At 70.8% G+C, this 18,236-nt stretch carries 17 protein-coding genes and 1 riboswitch; of the genes, 10 read left to right on the top strand and 7 right to left on the bottom strand.

Annotation, left to right across the window (positions count from 1 at the left end; genetic code table 11):
• Positions 1-37 precede the first annotated feature (37 nt).
• Positions 38-592 (top strand): NADAR family protein, encoded by a 555-nt coding sequence (locus OHA84_RS25800; RefSeq protein ID WP_266950171.1) that lies wholly within the window; start codon positions 38-40, stop codon positions 590-592.
• On the top strand, positions 589-1,080 hold the full coding sequence (locus OHA84_RS25795) for an NUDIX hydrolase (protein ID WP_266969584.1): 492 nt from the start codon (positions 589-591) through the stop codon (positions 1,078-1,080). Before OHA84_RS25800 ends, OHA84_RS25795 begins: the two co-directional genes overlap by 4 nt.
• Positions 1,081-1,142: 62 nt before the next feature.
• Here OHA84_RS25795 and OHA84_RS25790 read toward each other — a convergent pair whose 3' ends face one another.
• A complete protein-coding gene (locus OHA84_RS25790; RefSeq protein WP_266969586.1) occupies positions 1,143-1,847 on the bottom strand; it encodes a DUF4190 domain-containing protein in 705 nt (234 codons plus the stop codon).
• A gap of 108 nt (positions 1,848-1,955) precedes the next feature.
• Between OHA84_RS25790 and OHA84_RS25785 the strand changes: the two genes are divergently transcribed.
• Positions 1,956-2,981, top strand: coding sequence for an adenosine deaminase (locus OHA84_RS25785; protein WP_053675195.1), 1,026 nt, complete (start codon positions 1,956-1,958; stop codon positions 2,979-2,981).
• A 21-nt stretch (positions 2,982-3,002) separates the two neighbouring features.
• On the top strand, positions 3,003-3,692 hold the full coding sequence (locus OHA84_RS25780) for a glycerophosphodiester phosphodiesterase (RefSeq protein WP_199826416.1): 690 nt from the start codon (positions 3,003-3,005) through the stop codon (positions 3,690-3,692).
• A gap of 352 nt (positions 3,693-4,044) precedes the next feature.
• Here OHA84_RS25780 and OHA84_RS25775 read toward each other — a convergent pair whose 3' ends face one another.
• Both OHA84_RS25775 and OHA84_RS25770 read right to left on the bottom strand, forming a co-directional pair.
• Positions 4,045-5,223: a PotD/PotF family extracellular solute-binding protein gene (locus OHA84_RS25775; RefSeq protein WP_266950163.1), complete on the bottom strand. Its 1,179-nt coding sequence runs from the start codon at positions 5,221-5,223 to the stop codon at positions 4,045-4,047.
• Positions 5,224-5,327: 104 nt separating this feature from the next.
• Entirely contained in the window at positions 5,328-6,767 is a 1,440-nt protein-coding gene (locus tag OHA84_RS25770) for a gamma-aminobutyraldehyde dehydrogenase (protein WP_053675188.1), read from the bottom strand.
• Between the two features lie 170 nt (positions 6,768-6,937).
• Here OHA84_RS25770 and OHA84_RS25765 point away from each other — a divergent pair, with 170 nt between their 5' ends.
• From OHA84_RS25765 to OHA84_RS25740, 6 genes are all read left to right on the top strand, one after another.
• Positions 6,938-7,441 (top strand): Lrp/AsnC family transcriptional regulator, encoded by a 504-nt coding sequence (locus OHA84_RS25765; RefSeq protein WP_053675186.1) that lies wholly within the window; start codon positions 6,938-6,940, stop codon positions 7,439-7,441.
• Positions 7,426-8,805, top strand: a complete 1,380-nt coding sequence (locus tag OHA84_RS25760) for an aspartate aminotransferase family protein (protein WP_199826415.1) — start codon at positions 7,426-7,428, stop codon at positions 8,803-8,805. Before OHA84_RS25765 ends, OHA84_RS25760 begins: the two co-directional genes overlap by 16 nt.
• A gap of 182 nt (positions 8,806-8,987) precedes the next feature.
• A complete protein-coding gene (locus tag OHA84_RS25755; protein ID WP_053675182.1) occupies positions 8,988-9,725 on the top strand; it encodes an ABC transporter ATP-binding protein in 738 nt (245 codons plus the stop codon).
• Positions 9,707-10,789, top strand: coding sequence for a hypothetical protein (locus OHA84_RS25750; RefSeq protein ID WP_266969591.1), 1,083 nt, complete (start codon positions 9,707-9,709; stop codon positions 10,787-10,789). The genes OHA84_RS25755 and OHA84_RS25750 overlap by 19 nt, the downstream gene beginning before the upstream one ends.
• A gap of 26 nt (positions 10,790-10,815) precedes the next feature.
• Complete coding sequence (locus OHA84_RS25745; protein ID WP_053675178.1) at positions 10,816-11,907, top strand: LOG family protein; 1,092 nt, start codon at positions 10,816-10,818, stop codon at positions 11,905-11,907.
• A gap of 80 nt (positions 11,908-11,987) precedes the next feature.
• Positions 11,988-12,893 carry a DMT family transporter gene (locus OHA84_RS25740; protein ID WP_053675176.1) on the top strand — a complete coding sequence of 302 codons (906 nt, stop codon included), beginning with the start codon at positions 11,988-11,990 and terminating at the stop codon, positions 12,891-12,893.
• Positions 12,894-13,004: 111 nt separating this feature from the next.
• Here OHA84_RS25740 and OHA84_RS25735 read toward each other — a convergent pair whose 3' ends face one another.
• From OHA84_RS25735 to rlmN, 4 genes are all read right to left on the bottom strand, one after another.
• A complete protein-coding gene (locus OHA84_RS25735) occupies positions 13,005-14,030 on the bottom strand; it encodes an ABC transporter ATP-binding protein (RefSeq protein WP_266969593.1) in 1,026 nt (341 codons plus the stop codon).
• Positions 14,030-15,646: an iron ABC transporter permease gene (locus OHA84_RS25730; protein WP_266973956.1), complete on the bottom strand. Its 1,617-nt coding sequence runs from the start codon at positions 15,644-15,646 to the stop codon at positions 14,030-14,032. Before OHA84_RS25730 ends, OHA84_RS25735 begins: the two co-directional genes overlap by 1 nt.
• A gap of 53 nt (positions 15,647-15,699) precedes the next feature.
• A complete protein-coding gene (locus OHA84_RS25725; protein ID WP_266969595.1) occupies positions 15,700-16,803 on the bottom strand; it encodes a thiamine ABC transporter substrate binding subunit in 1,104 nt (367 codons plus the stop codon).
• 84 nt (positions 16,804-16,887) lie between these two features.
• Positions 16,888-16,996, bottom strand: a riboswitch (TPP riboswitch).
• Between the two features lie 59 nt (positions 16,997-17,055).
• Positions 17,056-18,168, bottom strand: a complete 1,113-nt coding sequence (gene rlmN / locus OHA84_RS25720) for a 23S rRNA (adenine(2503)-C(2))-methyltransferase RlmN (RefSeq protein WP_053675171.1) — start codon at positions 18,166-18,168, stop codon at positions 17,056-17,058.
• Positions 18,169-18,236: the final 68 nt, after the last annotated feature.

The following is an 18,236-nucleotide window of genomic DNA, read 5'->3' as shown; positions in this document are numbered from 1 at the left end:
GTACGAAGTGTCCGTGGCGACTGCCAGACTCGCGTGCATGGAGATGATCGACGCATTGATCAAGCAGGTCAGCCGGGGTGACCGGCTGAAGTTCCTGCCGTTCTGGGGGCACCGCCCGCGCACTGACGGGACGCTCGGACCGAGCTGCCTCAGCCAGTGGTGGCCTTCCGCTTTCACTGTGGGTGAGGTCCGGTACGCCACCGCGGAGCACTGGATGATGGCCGGCAAGGCCAGGATATTCGGGGACGCCGAGGCGGAGCGTGCCGCGCTGGAGGCCGGCACCCCGGCCGAGGCGAAGAAGGCCGGGCGCCTCGTGCGCGACTTCGACAACGCCGTCTGGGAGCGGGAACGGTTCGCGCTGGTCGTGGAGGGCAGCGTGCACAAGTTCGGCTCCGATCCGGCGCTGCGCGGGTACCTGCTGGGCACCGGGAACCGGGTGCTCGTGGAGGCGAGCCCGATGGACCGGATCTGGGGCATCGGGCTGGCGGCCGACGACGAGCGGGCCCTGGACCCGGCCCGGTGGTGCGGGCTGAACCTGCTCGGCTTCGCCCTCATGGAGGCCCGGGACCGGCTGCGGACGGACGCCGCGTGACGGGTCCGGGCATACCCGGCCGACGCCGGGTCGCCGCGGTGATCATCCGGGACGGCTGCGTGCTCATGGTGCGGGAGCGGGGCACGGGGCCCACCGGTCGACACGACGGACCGGAGTACTGGACGCTGCCCGGCGGCGGCCTGGAGGCCGGGGAGGAACCCGCCGAGGCGGTACGGCGCGAGGTGGCCGAGGAGGTCGGCCTGCACGCCCTGGACGTGCGGTTCGCGTACGAGGCGCCGTACCCCTCCGGCTGGACCGCCTGCTACCGCGTGGACGTCGCGCCCGGGGAGCCCCGCCTCGGGGTCGACGAGGACCTGGTGTGCGACTGTCCCCGAATGGTGGGGCTGATCTGGGTCCCCCTGTCACGCGGTACCGGGTCCGACCTCGGCGGTGACGGCGGCGACGGCGACGACAGCGTCGGTTCGGTCGGGACGGACGGCGACGCGGTCGTCATGGTGCCGACGCTGCTGATGGCGGCGCGGGTCTGACCGGCGACGACCGGTCCCCCACCGGGCTCCCACGCCCGGTTCCCCACCGGCGTCGACGGGGGTCATATTCGCTCCTGGACCCCGGTGTCCTCGTACGGCCCGTCGCGGTCGACGTCCTCGAAGGTCGGGCCGAGGAGGAAGGCCGCGGTCACCAGGACGCCGATCACGATGCCGACGGAACCGAGGATGAGACCGGCCAGCGCGAGCCCGCCGTTGCCTGCCTCGCCCCGGTTCGCCTTGCCCCGGCCGAGTGCGCCGAAGACGATCCCGGCGATGCCGAGCGCGATGGGGCCGACCATGGTCGGGCAGGCGAGGACCGAGAGCAGGCCGAGTACGAACCCCGTGATGGCGAGGCCGTTGCTCGGCGGGGTCGGCACGGGGGACCAGGGTGTGTAGGGTGCGGGCCGCCCCGGCAACTGGGCCCCGGGGTAGCCGTATCCGGCGGGATCGGGCTGCGCCGGATACCCGTACGCGGGACCGGGAGCCTGCCCCCAGGAGCCGGCGGGGTCGATCGGCGCGGTCGCGCCGAAGGACTGCGGGGCCGTGCCGAAGGGGTGGGGAGTCGTGTCGAAGGGCTGCGCGGCCGTGTCGAAGGACCGGCCGGTCGTCGCGCCCGGCATGCCGGCGATCGTCGGCTGGTCGTGCACACCCGCGTCCCCGGACCCGCCCCGCCCCTTGCCCAGGTCCACGGCCGGTTTGCCCAGGTCCACCGCCGGTCGCTCGGGCGGTGCCCACGGGTCGGACGGCTCAGGGCTCTGGTCGGTCATACGGCACCCCCCTCTCGTACAGCCATGCTAAGTGCTGCCACCGACACTCCCCGGGCCTGCCTACGATGAAGCCGACCTGCCCGAACCCGTGTCCTCCCGGAGGCACCCATGCCCGACCTGCACCCCTTCATCGCGGGGCTTCCCAAGGCCGAACTCCACGTCCACCACGTCGGCTCGGCCTCCCCGCGCATCGTGGCCGAGCTCGCCTCCCGGCACCCCGACTCGAAGGTCCCCACCGACCCCGAGGCGCTCGCCGATTACTTCACCTTCACGGACTTCGCCCACTTCATCGAGGTCTACCTGTCCGTCGTCGACCTGGTCCGCACCCCCGACGACGTGCGCACGCTGACCTTCGAGGTCGCCCGCGACATGGCCCGGCAGAACATCCGCTACGCCGAGCTGACGATCACCCCGTACTCCTCCACCCGCCGCGGCATCGAGGAGAAGGCGTTCATGGAGGCCATCGAGGACGCCCGCAAGGACGCCGAGGCCGAACTCGGGGTCATCCTGCGCTGGTGCTTCGACATCCCCGGCGAAGCGGGCCTGGAGGCCGCGGCCGAGACCACCCGCCTCGCGGTCGACCTGCGCCCCGAGGGCCTGGTCTCCTTCGGCCTGGGCGGTCCGGAGATCGGTGTCCCGCGCCCCCAGTTCAAGCCGTACTTCGACCGGGCCCGGGCAGCCGGCCTGCACAGCGTGCCGCACGCCGGCGAGTCCACCGGGCCGGAGACCGTCTGGGACGCCATCCGCGAGTTGGGCGCCGAGCGCATCGGCCACGGCACGACCTCCGTCCGGGACCCCGAGCTGCTGGCCTACCTCGCCGAGCACCGGATCGCGCTGGAGGTCTGCCCGACCTCGAACATCGCCACCCGCGTGGTGACCGACATGGACGCGCACCCCGTCAAGGAGATGGTCGCGGCGGGCGTGCTCGTCACCATCAACAGCGACGACCCGCCGATGTTCGGCTCCGACCTCAACAACGAGTACGCGGTGGCCGCACGGCTCCTCGACCTCGACGAGCGCGGTCTGGCGCAGCTGGCCAAGAACGCCGTCGAGGCCTCCTTCCTCGACCCGGCGGGCAAGGCGCGGCTCACCGCGGAGATCGACACGTACACGGACACGTGGTTGGCCTCCTGACGCCCGAGCAGAATGGGGTGCATGCGCACCCTGACTGCCGTCGGCCACCGAGGCGACCCCTACCGTGTCCGCGAGAACACCCTCGACTCGATCCGCTCCGCCTTCGCCCGGGGGGCGGACGCGGTCGAGATCGACGTCCGGCTCACCCGTGACCGGGTCCCGGTCGTCCTGCACGACGAGACGCTCCAACGGCTGTGGGGGCATGACGTGCGGCTCGACGCCGTCACGGCTCCCCAGCTCAAGGAGCTCGCGCGGGGCGGGATCCCCACCCTGCGCGAGGCCTTGGAGGCGGCGGGCGCGGGCCGGGTGATGGTGGACCTTCCGGGCGCCGACTCCGACGCGGTGCGGACGGTCGTGGACCAGGTCCGCGAGTGCGGGGCGCGGGAGCGCACCTACTACTGCGCGGGCCCGGAATCGATGCTCGCGGTGCGGGCCGCCGACCCGGGCGCGGAGATCGCGCTGACCTGGACCACCCTGTCGCCGCCGCGCCGGGTGCTCATCGACGCGGTGGCCCCGGCCTGGCTCAACTACCGCTTCGGGCTCGTCGACCGGGAGTTGACCGACGCCCTGCACCGGGACGGCCTGCTCGTGTCGGCGTGGACCGCCGACACGAAGCGGTCGATGCGCGCGCTCATCGCGGCGGGGGTCGACTCCATCACGACCAACCGGGTGGACGCGCTGACGGCCGTACGGGCCGAGCGGCGTCGGTGACACGGGCCTGGGCGAGCGCGTCCGCCGGGCCGACCCGCGCCGGCCGGACCTGGGACTGACGCTGCTGGTGCAGTTGGCCGTCACCATGCCGTTCCTGGTCCCCCGCGATCCCGCACTGCCGTCCGCCGATTGGCGGCGGTCTGTCGATGCCTCCGGAGCCGGTGACACCACCCCCCAAGACATGCGATCGACAGGGGGAGAACGTCATGCCGACTCCGAAGGGCGGGCGCCCCGTTGCGGGGCAACCAGAACGGTGATGGGGAACGCGCGCGGACGGACGGGCTCAGCAGCGGAGCGGACCCGCCCAAGTCCCGGTCGGAGGCCGGTCGGAGGCCGGTCGCGGACCTCCCCCTCAGAGACCGACGATGGCGTTCCACCGCTTGGCGAAGGAGCGGCGTTCCACCGAGGAGATGTCCCGAGCCACGACGAGACGCCGGCGCATCTCGTCGTCGGGGAAGATCAGCGGGTTCTCGGCCAGTTCCGCGGTCTCCTCGTCGTCGGAGCCCGCCAGCACCTCGCGGGCGGCCGGGACCGGACAGACGTAGTTGACGGACGCCGCGAGCCGGGCGGCCACCGCCGGGTCGTAGTAGTGGTCCACGAGGGCTTCGGCGTTGGCCTTGTGGCGCGCCAGGTTGGGGACGAGCAGGCTCTCGGCCCAGAGTTCGGCCCCTTCCTCGGGCACCACGAACTCGATGTCGGGGTTGTCGGCCTGGAGTTGGATGACGTCGCCGGAGTAGGCCTGACAGGCCAGGACGTCGCCCTTGCTCAGGTCGGAGGTGTAGTCGTTGCCGGTGAAGCGGCGGATGTGCCTCTTCCTGACCATGCGCTCGACCTGATCGCACATGCGGTGGAAGTCCGCCTCGGTCCAGCGGGTGACGTCCACGCCGTCACCCTGCATCAGCAGGGCGAAGGACTCGTCGAGCCCGGAGAAGAGCGTCACCTTGCCCGCGAGATCGGGCTGCCAGAGGTCCTTGACGGACTTGAGCTCCCGGCCCAGGGCCTTGCGGTTGTAGGCGATGCCGGTGATGCCCGACTGCCAGGGGACGGTGTGCAGCCGGCCCTCGTCGAAGGCGGGGGAACGGAGTTGGGGATCCAGGTACTTGGCCACGTTCGACTGGGCCGAGCGGTCCATCTTCTGGGCCCAGCCCAGATGGACGAAGCGGGCGGCCATCCAGTCGCTGACCACCACGAGGTCGTGGCCGGTCTCCTGGTGGTTCATGAGCGCCGGACTGATCTTGCCGAAGAACTCGTCGTTGTCGTTGATCTCCTCGGTGTACCGGACCTCGATGCCGGTCTTCTGCGAGAACTCGTCCAACGTCGGCCGGCGCGCCTCGTCCTCCTCGTCGGTGTCGATGTAGAGCGGCCAGTTGGAGAAGGCGAGACTTCGGTCCCGGGCGGATCGGTCCGGCCCCTCCCGCCGGTCTTCGGGGACGAAGGCGGCGGGAACCCCGCAGGCGGTGAGCGCGGCCGGCAGGACCACGGCGCCGAGGCCGCGCAGCGCCGAGCGCCGGGAGAAGGCGAGTTCAGGCATGGCCACAGCCTCGGGCAACGCGAAGGGGCGGACAATAGACAACGTGTCTACTGCCCGCCCCCTCAGCGCTGTGCGCTGATCAGTGCGGTCGCCGCGGCGAGTGGTCAGCCGTCGAGCGAGGTCATGACGTGCTTGATGCGGGTGTAGTCCTCGAAGCCGTAGGCGGAGAGGTCCTTGCCGTAGCCGGACTTCTTGAACCCGCCGTGGGGCATCTCGGCGACGAGCGGGATGTGGGTGTTGATCCACACGCAGCCGAAGTCGAGGTTCTTGGACATGCGCATCGCGCGGCCGTGGTTCTTGGTCCACACCGAGGAGGCGAGGGCGAACTCGACGCCGTTCGCGTACTCCAGGGCCTGGGCCTCGTCCGTGAAGGACTGCACGGTGATGACGGGGCCGAAGACCTCGTTCTGGATGATCTCGTCGTCCTGCTTCAGGCCGGACACCACGGTCGGGGCGTAGAAGTAGCCCTTCTCGCCCACCCGGTGGCCGCCCGCCTCGACCTTGGCGTGGGCGGGGAGGCGCTCGATGAAGCCGGCGACCTGCTTGAGCTGGTTCGGGTTGTTGAGCGGCCCGTACAGCACGTCCTCGTCGTCCGGCTGCCCGGTCTTGGTGTCCGAGGCGGCCTTGGCGAGCGCGGCCACGAACTCGTCGTGGATCGACTCGTGCACCAGCACGCGGGTGGCGGCGGTGCAGTCCTGGCCGGCGTTGAAGTAGCCGGCGACCGCGATGTCCTCGACGGCCTTGGCCAGGTCGGCGTCCTCGAAGACCACGACGGGGGCCTTGCCGCCGAGCTCCAGGTGGACGCGCTTGACGTCCTTCGAGGCGCTCTCGGCGACCTGCATGCCGGCGCGTACGGAGCCGGTGATGGAGGCCATGGCCGGGGTGGAGTGCTCCACCATGGCCTTGCCGGTCTCCCGGTCGCCGCAGACGACGTTGAAGACGCCCTTGGGGAGGACCGAGTCGATGATCTCGGCCATCAGCACGGTGGAGGCCGGGGTGGTGTCCGAGGGCTTGAGCACCACGGTGTTGCCCGCGGCGATGGCCGGGGCGAACTTCCACACGGCCATCATCATCGGGTAGTTCCACGGCGCGACCTGGGCGCAGACTCCGACCGGCTCACGGCGGACGATCGAGGTCATCCCGTCCATGTACTCGCCGGCCGAGCGGCCCTCCAGCAGTCGGGCCGCACCCGCGAAGAAGCGGATCTGGTCCACCATCGGCGGCAGCTCCTCGCTGGCCGTGAGGCCCAGCGGCTTGCCGGTGTTCTCCGACTCGGCGGCGACGAGCTCGTCCGCGCGCGCCTCGAAGGCGTCCGCGATCTTGAGCAGGGCCTTCTGCCGCTCCGCGGGGGTGGTGTCGCGCCAGCCCGGGAAGGCCGCGGCGGCGGCGGCCATGGCCGCGTCGACATCGGCCTGGCCGGACAGGGGTGCGGTGGCGTACGCCTCGCCGGTGGCGGGGTTGACCACCTCGGTGGTCCGCCCGTCGGCGGCGTCCTTGAACTCCCCGCCGATGTAGTTGCGCAGACGACGCAGTTCGGTGGTCACTACAGCCACTCTCCTGATCACATGTCCAACGATTGAGACGATTCCCCAAGCCTAGCCTCTCGGCCGACGCTTTCGACAGGGCCGGACACCCCCAACTACGAAATCCGTGCAATCGGAGGCGCCGAACAACGAATTTCATCGGTTATGGCTTGCGGAACAGACGACTCCTCGTGCACAGTGAGGTCGTGGTCAGTCGAAGCGCAGATTCCAGGAACAGACAACCGTCCCCTTCGGTCGATGCTGTGTCCCTGGCGATCATCGAGCAACTGCAAGAGGACGGACGCCGCCCCTACGCAGCCATCGGCAAGGCCGTCGGCCTGTCCGAGGCAGCCGTGCGCCAGCGCGTACAGAAGCTGCTCGACCAGGGCGTCATGCAGATCGTCGCCGTAACGGACCCGCTCACCGTGGGCCTGCGGCGCCAGGCAATGGTCGGCATCAACGTCGAGGGCGACCTCGACCCGGTGGCCGACGCACTGACCTCGATGGCCGAGTGCGAGTACGTGGTCATGACCGCGGGCTCGTTCGACCTGATGGTGGAGATCGTCTGCGAGGACGACGACCACCTGTTGGAAACGATCAACAAGAAGATCCGCGCGCTCCCCGGCGTGCGATCAACCGAAAGCTTCGTTTACCTGAAGCTGAAGAAGCAGACCTACATGTGGGGAACCCGATAACCGTGAGCCAGGACCTCTCCAAGACCGCGTACGACCACCTGTGGATGCACTTCACCCGCATGTCGTCCTACGAGAACTCCCCCGTCCCCACCATCGTCCGGGGCGAGGGCACCTACATCTGGGACGACAAGGGCAAGCGCTACCTCGACGGTCTCGCCGGACTGTTCGTGGTCAACGCCGGTCACGGCCGCAAGGAACTGGCCGAGGTCGCCTACAAGCAGGCGCAGCAACTCGCGTTCTTCCCCATCTGGTCGTACGCGCACCCCAAGGCCGTCGAGCTCGCCGAGCGCCTCGCCCACTACGCCCCGGGCGACCTGAACAAGGTCTTCTTCACCACCGGTGGCGGCGAGGCCGTCGAGACCGCCTGGAAGCTGGCCAAGCAGTACTTCAAGCTCCAGGGCAAGCACACCAAGTACAAGGTGATCTCCCGCGCGGTGGCCTACCACGGCACCCCGCAGGGCGCCCTGTCCATCACCGGTCTGCCGGCCCTGAAGGCCCCCTTCGAGCCGCTGGTCCCCGGCGCGCACAAGGTGCCGAACACCAACATCTACCGCGCCCCGATCTTCGGCGACGACCCGGAGGCCTACGGCCGTTGGTGCGCCGACCAGATCGAGCAGGAGATCCTGTTCGAGGGCGCCGACACCGTCGCCGCCGTGTTCCTGGAGCCGGTGCAGAACGCCGGTGGCTGCTTCCCGCCGCCGCCCGGGTACTTCCAGCGGGTCCGCGAGATCTGCGACGAGTACGACGTGCTGCTCGTCTCCGACGAGACGATCTGCGCCTTCGGCCGCCTCGGCACCATGTTCGCCTGCGACAAGTTCGACTACGTCCCGGACATGATCACCTGCGCCAAGGGCATGACCTCGGGCTACTCCCCGATCGGCGCCTGCATCATCTCGGACCGCCTCGCGGAGCCGTTCTACAAGGGTGACAACACCTTCCTGCACGGCTACACCTTCGGCGGCCACCCGGTCTCCTCGGCCGTCGCGCTGGCCAACCTCGACATCTTCGACAAGGAAGGCCTCAACCAGCACGTGCTGGACAACGAGGACGCCTTCTTCTCGACGCTGAAGAAGCTGCACGACCTGCCGATCGTCGGCGACGTCCGCGGCAACGGCTACTTCTACGGCATCGAACTCGTCAAGGACAAGGTCACGAAGGAGTCCTTCACGGACGAGGAGACGGAGCGCGTGCTCTACGGCTTCCTCTCCAAGGCTCTCTTCGAGAACGGCCTGTACTGCCGCGCCGACGACCGTGGCGACCCGGTCATCCAGCTGGCCCCGCCGCTGATCGCGGACCAGGGCACCTTCGACGAGATCGAGGGCATCCTGCGCTCGGTGCTCAAGGAGGCGTGGACCAAGCTGTAGGCAAGGTCCGCGACAAGCGGTACATCGTCCGAACCACACGGCCCGGATCGCCCGTTCGAGTGAGAACGCGGGGGTCCGGGCCGTGTGCTGTCACCATCCAAGACGTTCATCTCTTTACATCTCATTGCGGCGCCAGTGACCGAACCGGCTCCGCTTCGTTCCCCCGGACGGAGGTGTACGCCATGGTGGCTCCGGCAGACAATGATGTGCTCTGGGCGCGCTCCCTGCACTACTCCCACAGCGGTTCACCAGGCCTCATCGGCGTCTCCGTCGGCGTCCGTCAAGGTGAGATCCTGGCCGTGACCGGCCCCCGCGGAAGCGGCAAGACCACCCTGCTGCGCTGCCTGTTCGGACAGCTGCTGCCCGAACAGGGCGAGGTCTGGTTCAACAGCGTCCCCGTGCACACCATGGGAGCCGCGGTCCGCGAGCGCCTGCGCCGCGACCGGTTCGGCTGGATCGGCCCCGAGCCGGGGCTGCTGCCCGAACTCAAGGTGTGGGAGAACGCCGCACTGCCGCTGCTCCTCGCCGGCGCCCCGCACCGCGCCGCCAAGAGCGCCGCCTGCGAATGGCTGGACCGCCTCGACATCGGCGGCTTCGCCCGCAAGCGCCCCGGCGCCCTCACCCGGGCCGAGTCACAGCGGGTCGCCCTGGCCCGAGCCCTGGTCAACGAGCCCACGGTGATCTTCGCCGACGAGCCGACCGCCTCCCTGCACCGCACCGAACGCGCCCTGCTCCTGCGCACCCTGACCACGGCGGCCCGCTCGCACGAGATCTCCGTACTGCTGGCCACCCACGACGAGGAGGTCGCCGCCGTCGCCGACCGCCGGATCGAGCTCCTCGACGGACGCCCGGCCGCGGTCGCTGCCGGCGCCAACCCGCTCACCACGGAGGACCAGGCCGCGTGCTCGCTCTCCGCCTAGCCCGAGGCTCCCGGCCGCTGGTCCAGCTGCGCCGGCTGCTCGTCGCCACCGCCGCCGCCGGTACCGGATTCCTGCTGCTGTACGTGCTGGCCGGAGCCTTGGCCCGTCCCGCCGGATCGTTCCCTCGGCTGCTGTGGGCGCTCGTCCCGCTCGCCGTCACCGTGCAGTTCGCCGTCGCCGTGGCGCGGACCGACCCCGCGACCCGGCCCCGGGAGGGAATGGACGCGGTCGGCCTGGGTCCCGTACGGCGCACCCTCGTCGCGGCGATCTCCACCGCCGTCGCCTGCGCCCTGGGCAGCGCCGTGGCCCTGGCCGCGTTCCTGCACCTGCGGGGCGACCTCGGCGGCCTGCCGTTCGACGGGGCCGGCGCCCGGTTGCTGCACGCCGAACAGCCGCTGCCGGTGGTGGCCGCCCTGACCCTGCTGGCCCTGGTCCCGCTCGCCGCCTCGGCGGCGGTGGCCCTCTCCCTGCGCTCCCGTCCGCCGCTGGCCGGGCTGTCCCCGCAGAGCGGGGTCCCCTGGGGGGTCGCCCTCACCGCTTCCGGCCTGACCGTCGAGACCTACGCCGGACGGGGCAGCGCCGCCGTGCCGACGGGCTGGGCCCTGATCGCGATGGGGCTCGCTCTGGCCGGGCCGGGCGTGGCCTTCGCCTGCGGAACCCTGGTGCAGGCCGTCCGCCCGGGCGCGCTCCGGCTGCTCGCCGGGCGCAGCCTCCAGGAGGAGGCGCCGCGACTGGGCCGGCCGCTCGGAGTGCTGTGCGCGATCGGCGCGGCCGGGCTCACCACCCTCGCCGTGCGCGACACCGAGGGTTTCCTGCCGCCGCTCGGCCCGCTGACGGGTCCGGCCGCCGTGCTCGTGGCACTGTGCGCGGCTGCGACTCTCCTCACATCAGCGGTCGAATCCCGGCAGTCCCGCACCGCCGTCCGGGACACCCTGAACGACCTGGGAACCCCCGGAACGGTGCTGCGTACGGCCGTCACCGTACGCGCGACTGCCCTGCTCGCCGTATGCGTATCCCTCAGTTGGGGTGTGGCGCAACTGACGTCTCTCGCGTTGACCCGCTGACTGACGCAGCCCTTAGTGTGGGCCGAATGGTCAACCCAGACATCGAGATCGAGACGCTCGCCGAATTCGACCAGGTCGCCGCTCGGGGTTCCCTGAGCGGCTACCGGGTCCAGTCGGTCAACCTGCTGGAGCGGACGTTCGCGCTGCTGTCGGCCGACACCTCGGCCGCCGTGTTCCTCGGCTGTGCCATGGAGCCCGACGCCTCCGCGAAGGTCCGCGCCGACGGCGCCCTGGTCTTCCCGCCGGTGCCGGACCTGCCGTTCAACCCCTACCGGGGTCTGCTCTACACCGCGGACGAGCTGTTCACCGGCCTGCGGGAGGGCTACGAGGCCACCCCTGACGCCCAGGCGTACGCCTGGTTCCAGGAGACCAAGGCCGACGGCGACATCTACGCCTCGATGCTGCGTTCCATCCACGACGACGCCGTCTCCGACGCCCTGGACGAGCACCTCGCCGGTGCCCGGGTGGTGGGAGTGATGGGCGGCCACGCCATGGCCCGCGGCGGTACGGACTACCTGGGCGCGGCGGAACTCGGCCGGACCCTGTCCCGGTCCGGGCTGACCGTGGCCACCGGCGGCGGCCCGGGCGCGATGGAGGCCGCGAACCTCGGCGCCTATCTCGCGCCCGCCCCCGACGAGGCGCTGCCCGAGGCGTTGGAGATGTTGGCCAAGGCGCCTTCCTTCACGCCGTCCGTGTCCGACTGGGCGAGAGCGGCCTTCGCCGTACGGGAACGCTGGCCCGAGGGCGGCGACTCGGTGGGGATCCCGACCTGGTTCTACGGGCACGAGCCGCCGAACCCCTTCGCCGGCCACATCGCCAAGTACTTCGCGAACGCCACCCGTGAGGACGGACTGCTGGCGCGGTCCACCGCGGGCGTGGTGTTCCTCCCGGGCGCCGCGGGAACCGTCCAGGAGATCTTCGACAACGCGACCCCGAACCACTACGAGTCGCGCGGCGAACCGACCCCGATGGTCCTGGTCGACCGCGCCCACTGGACGGAGCACCTGCCGGCCTGGCCGCTGCTCCGGGCACTGGCGCGCGGCCGGTCGATGGAGTCGAGGATCGCCCTGGTGGACTCCGTGGACGAGGTCCCGGCGGCACTCGCCTCGATGCGCTGACCCGACGAGGCAACTTCCCGGCCGATTCGCACGTCTGGTAGAGGTACCGCAAAACCTGCCAGACGTGAACGGAGCCCTCTGTGCTCATAGGCCTGCTGACCGCCATCGCGGCGTCCATCTGCTACGGCACGGGATCCGTCCTGCAAGCCGTCGGCTCGCGCCGGGCGGCCCGGACGTCCCCGGCCGCGGCCGGGGTGACCGCGCACGGCGGACCGAACCTGTCCTCGACCGCGAAGGCGGCGATGACCTGGGAGTTCATCGTCGGCACGATCCTGGACTTCGTGGGCTTCGGCCTGGGCGCGCTCGCGGCGCGTCTCCTTCCGCTGTTCCTCTCCCAGACCGTGATCAGCGCCAACCTCGTGATCACCGCCGTGCTCAGCGTGAAGATGCTGGGCATCCGGCTCACTCGCAAGGAGTGGACCTCCATCGGCGTCGTCTGCGCGGCGCTCGTGCTGCTGGCGACGGCCGCGGGACACGAGGGCGGCCATCACGCGCCGATGTCCACGCACTGGTGGCTGCTCGCGATCACCCTGCTGATCATCGTGGGCGGCACGGTGGCGGTCCGGTTCCTCGGCGGCCGGGCCGCGATCCTGGCCGGTCTGCTGTCGGGCCTGGCCTTCGGTGCGCTGGGGGTGGGCGTTCGCATCCTGAACGGCGTCGAGCCTTTCGGCCTGGGCGCCCTGCTCTCCGACCCGGCCCTGTACGCCATCCTCGTGGCGGGCGTCGGCGGCATGTACCTGCACACGGTGGCCCTCCAGATCGGGTCCGTGAACGGGGCCACCGCCGCCCTGGTGGTCGGCGAGACGGTCCTCCCGGGCGCCATCGGCGTCCTCCTGCTGGGCGACGCGTCCCGCCCCGGCCTGGCCTGGCTGGCGGTGCTGGGCTTCGTCCTCGCGGTGACGGGCGCCGTGGCGGTGGCCTGGTACGGCAATCACGACGGAGCCGAGGCTCCGGCGGAGTCCCCGGACCCGGTGCCGGTCGCGTAACCGCCACACCGCCGTACTGCCGTACCGGGAGCGCGACCGCCCCCGGCCCCACCGCCCTCACGGGGCGAAGGGGCCGGGGGCGGAGTCGTGTCGGCGTCCGATCGGCCCCGATCAGTCCTCCGCCGGCAGGACGACGACCTCGCCGGGGGTGAACGTCACCGCGACGCGGTCCCCCACGACCGGTGCCCCGACCGGCCCGCACTCGGCCTCCAGCGGCGGACCCGACTCGGGTCGCAACAGCAGTGCCACGTGGGTCCCCCGGAAGGTCCGCGACTCCACGACGCACGGCAGTCCCTCGGCGGCCAGAGTCACTCCGGCGGCGCGGACCAGGAGCAGGCGCTCCCCCTCCTGCGAGCCGTCCGGCACCGGGACCTTGCCCCAGGGGGTGGCCGCGGCGCCGCCCGACACCGTGGCCGGGACCACGTTCTCGAAGCCGAGGAACCGTGCCACGAACTCCGAGGCCGGCCGCTCCCACACCTCCAGCGGGGTTCCCACCTGCGCGATCCGCCCGTCCCGCATCACCACGACGCGGTCGGCCAGCGCGAAGGCCTCCCCTTGGTCGTGGGTGACCGCCAGGACGGTCGTCCCCAGCCGGGAGAACAGCCCCTGGAGTTCCACCACCAGCCGTTCGCGCAGCCCCCGGTCCAACTGGCCCAGCGGTTCGTCGAGCATCAGCAGGCGCGGGGACGGGGCGAGCGCCCTCGCCAGCGCGACCCGCTGCTGTTCGCCGCCCGACAGCGACGCGACGGCGCGACGCCCGGCTCCGGGAAGCCCGACCAGGTCCAGCAGCTCCTCGACCCGGCCCGCGCGGGCGTCCCGCGAGGTGCCCCGCATCCGCAGCCCGAAGCCGACGTTGCCGGCCACGTCGCGGTGCGGGAACAGTTGGTGGTCCTGGAACATCAGGCCCACCCCGCGCCGGTGCACCGGCACCGGTGCCTGGTCCGCGCCGTCCAGCAGCACGCGTCCGACCGAGACCGGCTGGAGTCCGGCGACCACCCGCAGCAGCGTGGACTTCCCGCTGCCGCTCGGTCCCAGCACGCAGACGATCTCGTGCTCGGCGACCTCCAGTTCCACGGCGTCCACGACGTCGCGTTCGCCGAAGCGGACCGACACCCCGTCCAGCCGAAGCAGCGTCATCAGAACTCTCCCGAGGTCTTGTCGGGTCGCAGCCGCTCCAGCACCAGCAGGGACACCGCGCACACCAGCATCAGAATCGTGCTCAGGGCCATCGCCTGCCCGTAGTTCAGTTCTCCGGCCCGCCCCAGCAGCCGCGCGACGGCCACGGGCAGCGTGGGGCTGTCGGCCCGTGCGATGAAGACGGTCGCCCCGAACTCGCCGAGCGACACGGCGAAGGCGAAACCGGCCGCGATCAGCAGGGCCCGGCGCACGAGCGGCAGGTCCACTTCCCGCCAGGCCCGCAGGGGCGAGGCACCGAGCACGCCGGCCGCCTCCCGCAACCGTCCGTCGACGGCGCGCAGTACGGGCAGCATCGTCCGCACCACGAACGGCACGCCGACCAGGGCCTGCGCCAGGGGCACCAGGATCCACGAGGTGCGCAGGTCGAGCGGAGGCTCGTCCAGGGTGATCAGGAATCCGAAGCCGACCGTCACGGCGGACACCCCGAGCGGCAGCATCAGCAGCGCGTCGAAGCCCCGTACGAAGCGACCCGCGCGCCGGGTCAGCGCCGCGGCCGCGAGCCCCCCGATGAGCAGGGCGATGGCGGTGGCCGCCAGCGCGTACCGCAGGGAGTTCCCGATGGCCTCCAGCGGCGGGACCAGGAACGTCCCGCCGCCCGCGCCCACGTCCGCCAACGCCCGGTAGAAGTCGAGGCCGTACCCGCCGGGGGTGTCGAAGGACCGTTCCACCAGGACGCCCAGCGGCAGCACGATCAGCAGCGCCACGGTCAGCAGCACCCCGCCCAACAGGGCGCGCTGCGCCACGCCCTTGGGCCGGTGCGCGGTCCGACCCGGGTCCACGAGCCGCAGCGCCGTCTCCCGCCTGCGCACGGTCCAGGCGTGCACGCACAGGATCAGTCCGACGGCGGCGAACTGGATCATCGTCAACACGGCGGCCGTCGACAGGTCGAGCAACTGCGCGGTCTGCCGGTAGACCTCCACCTCCAGGGTGGCGTAGGACGGCCCGCCCAGGATCTGCACGACACCGAAGGAGGTGAACGTGAACAGGAAGACCATCAGCGAGGCGGCGGCCACGGCCGGTCCGAGCGCCGGCAGCGTCACCCGCCGCCAGGCCGCGAACCGTCCGGCCCCCAGCACCCGGGCGGCCTCTTCCTGCCGCGGGTCGAGCTGCGCCCAGAGCCCGCCCACCGTCCGTACGACGACCGCGTAGTTGAAGAAGACGTGGGCCAGCAGGATCGCCCAGACGGTGGTGTCGAGTCGAACACCCCAGGTCTCGTCCAGCAGTCCGTTCCGCCCGACCAGCGCGAGGAAGGCCGTGCCGACCACCACGGTCGGCAGCACGAACGGAACCGTGACCACCGCCCGCAGCAGTTGCTTTCCCGGGAACTCGAAGCGCGCGAAGACGTACGCGGCGGGGAGCGCGATCAGGAGCGTGAGCGCCGTCGACGCGAGCGCCTGCCAGGTGGTGAACCACAGCACGTCGGCGATGTCGGGCCGGCCCAGCACCTCGCCGATCCGGCCGAACTGCCACCCGTCGTCGGTCTTCAGCCCGCGCCCGACGATCGCGGCGACGGGATAGGCGAAGAACAGCCCGAAGAAGACGAGCGGGATCACCATCAGGCCCAGCCTGACCAGCGTGGCCCGCGTCCCCTCCCTCGGGCTCACCCGTCCTACTTCACGGCGAGCGAGGACCATGCCTTGACCCACTGCTCACGGTTCTTGGCGATGGTCTCCGGCGCGACGTTCTCCGGCTTCTCGATCACCACACCGTGCTTCGTGAAGAGCTCCGGCAGCGCCGCGTTCTTGACGACCGGGTTCACGAACATGTTCAGGGGCATGTCTTCCTGGAACTTCTTGCTGATCAGGAAGTCAAGGAGGGCCTTGCCCCCCTCCTCGTTCTTCGCGCCCTTCAGCAGACCCGCGAACTCGATCTGGCGGAAGCAGGTGCCGGTGGAGACACCGGTCGGAGCCTCGGCCGGCTTCGGCTCGCCGTACAGCACCTCGACCGGCGGGCTGGAGGCGTACGAGACGACCAGCGGGCGGTCGCCCTTGGCCTTCTTGCCGCCGGCCGAGCCGGAGAACCGCTCGTTGTAGGCCTGCTCCCAGCCGTCGACGACCTCGACGCCGTTGGCCTTCAGCTTGGTCCAGTAGTCCTTCCAGCCGTCCTCGCCGTACTTGCCGACGGAGGCGAGCAGGAATCCGAGACCGGGCGAGGAGGTCGCGGCGTTCTCGGTGACCAGCAGGTCCTTGTACTCCGGCTTGATCAGGTCGTCCAGCGTCTGCGGCGGGGCGATCTTCTTGTCGGCGAAGTACTTCTTGTCGTAGTTGACGCAGATGTCACCGGAGTCGATCGGGGTGACCCGGTGCTCCTTGTCGAGCATGAACTCGGGCTTGACCTCGGCCAGGCCCTTGGCCTCGTACGGGGTGAAGATGCCGTTGTCGAGGGCCCGCGACAGGAGGGTGTTGTCCACGCCGAAGAAGACGTCGCCGCGCGGGGAGCCCTTCGTGAGGATCTCCTGGTTCAGGGCGGCGCCGGCGTCCCCGGACTTCAGCTTCTTGACCGTGTAGCCGCTCTGCTGCTCGAACTCCTTGAGGACCGCGTCGCTGACGTTGAAGGAGTCGTGGGAGACGAGCGTGACGGTCTTGGACTTCGGGGCGTCGCTCGCGCCCGCCGCCGGCTTGTCCTTGGTCCCGCCGTCGCCGCAGGCGCTGAGGCCGGCGACGCCGAGCGCGGCCACGAGCGCGAGGCCCGCGTACTTCCTGGTGGTGCTCACTGGTGAATTCCTCCTGGGATGTCCAGGAGAAGACGCGGCCCTGCCCGGCGCTCTGTGGAGCGGACGCCGGGCAGGGCGCAACAGCTTGAGTGGTGACCGAACTTCCTACCCCGAATGACCGGGGCGAGGTTCAGAGGGTCTGCGGTGACGGTTACCGCACTCTCAGCGCTGTGGCGCTCCCCTGTCGGAATATGAAATTTGTTCGGCCACAGAGTACCCCGGTGGCCGAATGTGACCGACCGGAAACGGAACCTAGCGCTCCGAGGCGGCCAGCTGGCCGCACGCGCCGTCGATCTCCTGACCGCGGGTGTCCCGTACGGTCACCGGCACGCCGTGGCGGGCGATGGCCTCCACGAAGGCCTTCTCGTCCTCGGGACGCGAGGCCGTCCACTTCGAGCCGGGCGTCGGGTTCAGCGGGATCAGGTTGACGTGTACGCGCTTGCCCTTGAGGAGCTTGCCGAGCAGGTCACCACGCCAGGCCTGGTCGTTGATGTCGCGGATCAGGGCGTACTCGATGGAGATGCGACGGCCGGACTTCTCCGCGTACTCCCACGCCGCGCCCAGCACCTCGCGGACGTTCCAGCGGGTGTTCACGGGGACGAGGGTGTCGCGCAGCTCGTCGTCCGGAGCGTGCAGCGACACGGCGAGACGGCACTTGAAGCCCTCGTCGGCGAAGCGCAGCATGGCCGGGACCAGACCGACGGTGGAGACGGTGATGCCGCGCTGGGACAGCCCCAGACCGTCGGGCTCCGGGTCGGTCAGCCGGCGGATGGCGCCGACGACCCGGTTGTAGTTGGCCAGCGGCTCGCCCATGCCCATGAAGACGATGTTGGACAGCCGGGCCGGCCCGCCGGGGACCTCGCCGTCGCGCAGCGCGCGCATGCCGTCCACGATCTGGTGCACGATCTCGGCGGTGGACAGGTTGCGGTCCAGTCCCGCCTGGCCGGTGGCGCAGAACGGGCAGTTCATCCCGCAGCCCGCCTGCGAGGAGATGCACATGGTGACCCGGTCCGGGTAGCGCATCAGCACGGACTCGACGAGCGTGCCGTCGTGCAGCTTCCACAGGGTCTTGCGCGTGGTGTCGTCATCGCACGAGATGTGCCGCAAGACGTTCATCAGGTCCGGCAGCAGCTCCTGCTGAAGCTTCTCCCGCGAGGCGGCCGGGATGTCCGTCCACTCCGCCGGGTCGTGCGCGTACCGCGCGAAGTAGTGCTGGGAGAGCTGCTTGGCCCGGAACGGCTTCTCACCGATCGCGGCGACCGCCTCGCGGCGCTCGGCCGGGGTCATGTCGGCGAGGTGCCGGGGCGGCTTCTTCACCCCGCGAGGGGCGACGAAAGTGAGCTCTCCCGGAACAGGGCGGGCCATGGCAGGTACTCCTCGTAAGACGAAAGGCGCGCCGCAGAAGCAGCACGCCTTTCAAGAGTAACCGGAGG

It is taken from the genome of Streptomyces sp. NBC_00513, assembly GCF_041431415.1.
In the GTDB taxonomy this organism is placed as follows: Bacteria; Actinomycetota; Actinomycetes; order Streptomycetales; family Streptomycetaceae; genus Streptomyces.
The sequence above is the reverse complement of the archived record's forward strand: the minus strand, read 5'-3'. Positions and strand labels throughout refer to the sequence as shown.